Origin of the sequence: Pseudoxanthomonas spadix (genome assembly GCF_003703395.1) — a bacterium.
GTDB classification, from domain to species: Bacteria; Pseudomonadota; Gammaproteobacteria; order Xanthomonadales; family Xanthomonadaceae; genus Pseudoxanthomonas_A; species Pseudoxanthomonas_A spadix.
In genome coordinates, this window is the sequence record NZ_RDQN01000023.1 from 1 (window position 1) to 5,127 (window position 5,127).

Consider the following 5,127-nt stretch of genomic DNA (forward strand, 5'->3'; position numbering starts at 1 on the left):
GGAGAGAGCCGCCTCGATCCTGCCCACGCTTGTGAAGTTCGAGCTTGAGCTCGTTCAACTGTTCGGGCTAGGGACGAGGTCGATGTGCGGCGGCCCGGGCTCCTACACGTGCTTGGCAACACTGCGCTCCATCGGCCTGCCGCACATCGCTCTCCACCCAAACTCTAGACCTTCGCGCAGACACAAGCGCACCGCAGGGGCGCGATGGGGCTTTCCCGGTGAAGCCTCTCGCGGCCCTGCGGTCCGCTCCTACACGGTCCGGTGCAGGCTCAAACGCCCGCATCGACGATCCTGCGGAAAGTCAGATTGATCCGCGACCCCACCGGCCTGGCCGTGCGCGGCAGGGCATGCTGCCAGTCACGCTGGCTGACGCCCCGCATCACCAGCAGGCTGCCCGGTTCCAGCACGAGGGCCTGCTTGACCGCATGATCATCGCGCCGGCGCAGCACGAACCGCCGCGCCGCGCCCAGGCTGAGCGAGGCGATCACCGGCTCCGGGCCCAGCTCCGGCTCGTCATCGCTGTGCCAGCCCATCGCATCGCGCCCATCCCGGTACATATTGGCCAGCACACTGTTGAAACCGACACCCAGCTCCTCCCGCAGCCGCTGCCGCAACGGCAACAGCGCCTGCGGCCAGGGCTGCGGCGCGAAGGTCCGCCCCGAGTACCGATACACCGCCCCCGGATCCCCGATCCAGCAACTCAACCGCGGCGCGTCCACCCAGCGCCCGAACAGGCGCAGGCGATGGGTTTCCCAGGCAATGGCCTGTCGACTTTGCTCGAAACACGCGACCTGCCCGGCCTCATCAAGCCATCCAGGCGACACCTGAAATGCAGCAGCGGTGTTGCTCAAGCGGCGAGCTTCACGCCAGTCTTCTCTGATACCTGCGCCTGGCTCACCCCTTCGGCCAGCTCCACCAGCTTCAAGCCTTCAGGCGTGACATCGAACACGCCCAGGTCGGTGATGATGCGGTCGACCACGCCCACGCCGGTCAGTGGCAGGTCGCATTCGGGCAGCAGCTTGTGGCTGCCGTCCTTGGCCACGTGCTCCATGAGCACCACCACGCGCTTGACCCCGGCCACCAGGTCCATCGCCCCGCCCATGCCCTTGACCATCTTGCCGGGCACCATCCAGTTGGCCAGATCGCCCTTCTCGCTGACCTGCATCGCGCCGAGGATGGCAAGGTCGATATGTCCGCCACGGATCATCGCAAACGACTCATGGCTGCCGAAGAAACTGGCGCCCTTGCGCGCGGTGACGGTCTGCTTGCCGGCGTTGATCAGATCAGGGTCGATCTCATCTTCGGTCGGGAACGGGCCGATGCCGAGCAGGCCGTTTTCCGACTGCAGCCACACATCCACGCCCTCGGGAATGTAGTTGGCCACCAGCGTCGGCAGGCCGATGCCCAGGTTGACGTAGGCGCCGTCGGTGAGTTCCTGCGCGGCGCGCGCGGCCATCTGTTCGCGGGTCCAGGCCATTTTGGTTCCTCTCTAAAGGTTTGGATTCCTGGGCGCCATCGCTGGCGCGACCTCTCGCTTCATCAGGCATCGGCCTGGCCCTGCCGGGCCAGGTGCGTGCGCTCATCCTTCGCGCACGGTGCGCTGTTCGATGCGCTTTTCCGGATTCGGGTTGACCACGATGCGATCGACGTAGATGCCCGGCAGGTGCACCTGGTCCGGGTCGATCGCACCGACTTCCAGCACCTGTTCCACCTCGGCCACGCAGAGCTTGCCGGCCATCGCGCAGGCCGGGTTGAAGTTGCGCGCGGTCTTGCGGAACACCAGGTTGCCGGCGGTGTCGGCCTTCCACGCCTTGACCAGCGCAAGGTCGGCGTGCAGCGCGGTTTCCAGGATGTAGTGCTTGCCATCGAACTGGCGCGTTTCCTTGCCCTGGGCGATCACCGTGCCGTAGCCGGTGGCGGTGAAGAAGGCCGGGATGCCCGCCCCGCCAGCGCGCAGGCGTTCGGCCAGGGTGCCCTGCGGGTTGAATTCCAGTTCCAGCTCGCCGGCCAGGTACTGGCGGGCAAACTCCTTGTTCTCGCCCACGTAGGACGAAATCATCTTGCGGATCTGGCGCGTTTCCAGCAGCTGGCCCAGGCCGAAACCATCCACGCCGGCGTTGTTGGAAATGACCGTCAGGTCCTTGACCCCGGTGTCGCGCAGCGCGCTGATCAGCTGCTCGGGGATGCCACACAGGCCAAACCCGCCCACCGCCAGGGTCTGGCCGTCGGCGGCGATGTCGGCCAGGGCGGTGGCGGCATCGGGAAACACCTTGCCCGAGCGCCTGGCGCTGCCAGCAATCGTCTGGGTCATTGCTTCACTTCCGCTGTTGCCGCATCGCCGAGCATTCTAGCCGCGGTCCCGGCAAGGACCTGTTGGACTTTGGTCCTGCGCGCTAACGCCCGCTTGCCATCGGCTTGGCTACACTCGCCGGCCCCGCTCCCCGCACACAAGGACTTCCTCCATGGCGCTTCCCGCATTCAAGGCCTACGACATCCGTGGCCGCGTCCCCGACGAACTGGACGAGGACCTGGCCCGCCGCATCGGCGTGGCCCTGGCCGACATGCTGGGCGCCGGGCCGGTGGTGCTGGGCCACGACGTGCGCCTGACCAGCCCCGCCCTGCAGGACGCGCTGTCGGTCGGCCTGCGCTGCAAAGGCCGCGAGGTCATCGACATCGGCCTGTGCGGCACCGAGGAAGTCTATTTCCAGACCGATCACCTCAAGGCCGCCGGCGGGGTGATGGTCACCGCCAGCCACAATCCGATGGACTACAACGGGATGAAGCTGGTGCGCGAGAACGCGCGCCCGATCAGCTCGGACACCGGCCTGTTCGAGATCCGCGACCGGGCCGAGGCCGACAGGACCCCCGCCGGCGAACCGATCGGCCAGGAAGCGCACCGCCCGGACAAGACCGCCTACATCCAGCACCTGCTCAGCTACATCAAGCCCGGCACGCTCAAGCCGCTCAAGATCGTGACCAATGCCGGCAACGGCGGCGCCGGCGCGATCATCGACCTGCTGGCCCCGCACCTGCCGCTGCAATTCATCCGCATCTACCACGAGCCGGACGGCCATTTCCCCAACGGCATCCCCAACCCGCTGTTGCCGGAAAACCGCGCCGCCACCGCCGAGGCGGTCCAGCAGCATGGCGCGGATTTTGGCATCGCCTGGGACGGCGACTTCGACCGCTGCTTCTTCTTCGACGAGAAGGGCCAGTTCATCGAGGGCTATTACCTGGTCGGCCTGCTGGCCCAGGCGATCCTGGCCAAGCAGCCCGGCGGCAAGGTCGTGCACGATCCGCGCCTGACCTGGAACACCGTGGAGATGGTCGAGCAAGCCGGCGGCATCCCGGTGCTGTGCAAGAGCGGCCACGCCTTCATCAAGGAGAAGATGCGCGCCGAAAACGCCGTATACGGCGGCGAAATGAGCGCCCACCACTACTTCCGCCAGTTCGCCTTCGCCGACTCGGGCATGATCCCGTGGCTGCTGATCGCCGAACTGGTCAGCAGCTCGGGCCGCTCGCTGGGCGACTGGGTGGAAGACCGGGTGGCCAAGTTCCCGTGCAGCGGCGAGATCAACTTCAAGGTCGACGACGCCAAGGCGGCCGTGCAGCGGGTCATGGAGCACTATGCTGCCCTCAATCCGCAGCTGGACCACACCGACGGGATCAGCGCCGATTTCGGCCAGTGGCGCTTCAACATCCGCAGCTCCAACACCGAGCCACTGCTGCGCCTGAACGTGGAAACCCGCGCCGATGCAGCGCTGCTGAAGCAGAAGACCGACGAGATTTCAGCGTTGCTGCAGGGCTGACGCTTCGCCCCCTCTCCCCCGCGAGCGGGGGGAGAGGGCCGGGGTGAGGGGGCACCGAAGCCGATCCAGGTGAGACTGCCGGTACGTTCCGAAGCTGGAGCCGCCTGACCCGCGTTTTCGTCAGCCGTTTGCGCAAACAGCAAAGCCCCCCTCATCCGCCTTCGGCACCTTCTCCCCCGCGAGCGGGGGAGAAGCGGGACAGCAACCCATCCCCATCCCTCCCCTGCTTCGCAAGGGAGGGGGCCAAGCGGCTCGCTCGGTGGGCCGGACAAATCAAGAACGCTGCCTTGCCCCCTCCCTTTCGCGCGTCAGCGCGAAGGGGAGGGTCGGGGAGGGGTGCCTTTGCTTTCGGCGCGGAGCACATGCAAGAACGAGCAGATCAACAGCAACCCCTCCCCATCCCTCCCCTGCTTCGCAAGGGAGGGGGCCAAGCGGCTCGCTCGGTGGGCCGGGCAAATCAAGAACGCTGCCTTGCCCCTGCCTTTCGCGGGTCAGCGCGAAGGGGAGGGCCGCGGGGAAGGGAGCAACAAGCCCGCCTCCGCTCCCTCTCCCCCGCGAGCGGGGGAGAGGGCTGGGGTGAGGGGGCACCGAAGCCGACCCAGGTGAGGCTGCCGGTACGTTTTCGAAGCTGGAGCCGCCGGGCTCGGGTGTTCGTCAGCCGCTTGCGCCAACAGCAAAGCCCCCCCTCATCTGCCTTCGGCACCTTCTCCCCCGCGAGCGGGGGAGAAGGGAGCAACAGCCCGGCTGTCCAAGCCTTCTCCACGCGCAGGCGGGGAGAAGGGGAGTAACAGCCTGGCCTTAGTTGTCGCCAAACAGGTCGCGCGTGTAGACCTTGTCGGCCACGTCATCCAGCGCGCTGGACCTGCGGTTGCTGAGGATCACGTCCGATTCGCGCTTGAACGCGTCCAGGTCGTTGACCACGCGCGAGCGGAAGAACTCGGGCTCGTTCAAGGCCGGCTCGTAGACGATCACCTCCACGCCCTTGGCCTTGATCCGCTTCATCACGCCCTGGATGCTGGAGGCGCGGAAGTTGTCCGAGCCGGCCTTCATGATCAACCGGTAGATGCCCACCACCTTGGGGTTGCGCCGCAGCACGTCGGCGGCGATGAAGTCCTTGCGGGTGGTGTTGGAATCGACGATCGCGCGGATCAGGTTCTGCGGCACCGCCTGGTAGTTGGCCAGCAGCTGCTTGTGTACTGTTCTATTCTTGATGGAACTTATATGAAATCCATCGTTCCAACACTCTACGAGGACGAAGTGTGGAGAGTGCAAGTGCGAGTTGCCCCTGAGATTGTGCTGAGCGACGAGGAGCGAGCCG

Annotated in this window: 5 protein-coding genes; 1 reads left to right on the forward strand and 4 read right to left on the reverse strand. The window is 66.4% G+C overall.

Annotated elements, in window-relative coordinates; genetic code table 11:
• Window positions 1-269: 269 nt before the first annotated feature.
• The 3 genes from D9R12_RS15470 to D9R12_RS15480 form a co-directional block, all read right to left on the reverse strand.
• The gene (locus D9R12_RS15470) at window positions 270-851 is read right to left on the reverse strand and encodes an alpha-ketoglutarate-dependent dioxygenase AlkB family protein (RefSeq protein WP_170159287.1); all 582 of its coding nucleotides are present in this window, start codon (window positions 849-851) and stop codon (window positions 270-272) included.
• Entirely contained in the window at window positions 848-1,477 is a 630-nt protein-coding gene (locus D9R12_RS15475; RefSeq protein ID WP_122231728.1) for a CoA transferase subunit B, read from the reverse strand. Before D9R12_RS15475 ends, D9R12_RS15470 begins: the two co-directional genes overlap by 4 nt.
• A 102-nt stretch (window positions 1,478-1,579) precedes the next feature.
• Window positions 1,580-2,311, reverse strand: a complete 732-nt coding sequence (locus tag D9R12_RS15480) for a CoA transferase subunit A (RefSeq protein WP_122231731.1) — start codon at window positions 2,309-2,311, stop codon at window positions 1,580-1,582.
• 151 nt (window positions 2,312-2,462) lie between these two features.
• Here D9R12_RS15480 and D9R12_RS15485 point away from each other — a divergent pair, with 151 nt between their 5' ends.
• A complete protein-coding gene (locus D9R12_RS15485) occupies window positions 2,463-3,809 on the forward strand; it encodes a phosphohexomutase domain-containing protein (protein WP_122231733.1) in 1,347 nt (448 codons plus the stop codon).
• Window positions 3,810-4,607: 798 nt separating this feature from the next.
• On the opposite strand, the gene D9R12_RS15490 is transcribed toward D9R12_RS15485, so the two are convergent.
• On the reverse strand, window positions 4,608-5,127 hold a 520-nt coding region (locus D9R12_RS15490; RefSeq protein WP_342353320.1), incomplete at its 5' end, for a UDP binding domain-containing protein.

Bases quoted from the DNA above. Each gene is read 5' to 3' on its own strand.
- D9R12_RS15475 (WP_122231728.1), bottom strand. From the start codon at position 1,477: ATGGCCTGGACCCGCGAACAGATGGCCGCGCGCGCCGCGCAGGAACTC.
- D9R12_RS15480 (WP_122231731.1), bottom strand. From the start codon at position 2,311: ATGACCCAGACGATTGCTGGCAGCGCCAGGCGCTCGGGCAAGGTGTTT.
- D9R12_RS15485 (WP_122231733.1), top strand. From the start codon at position 2,463: ATGGCGCTTCCCGCATTCAAGGCCTACGACATCCGTGGCCGCGTCCCC.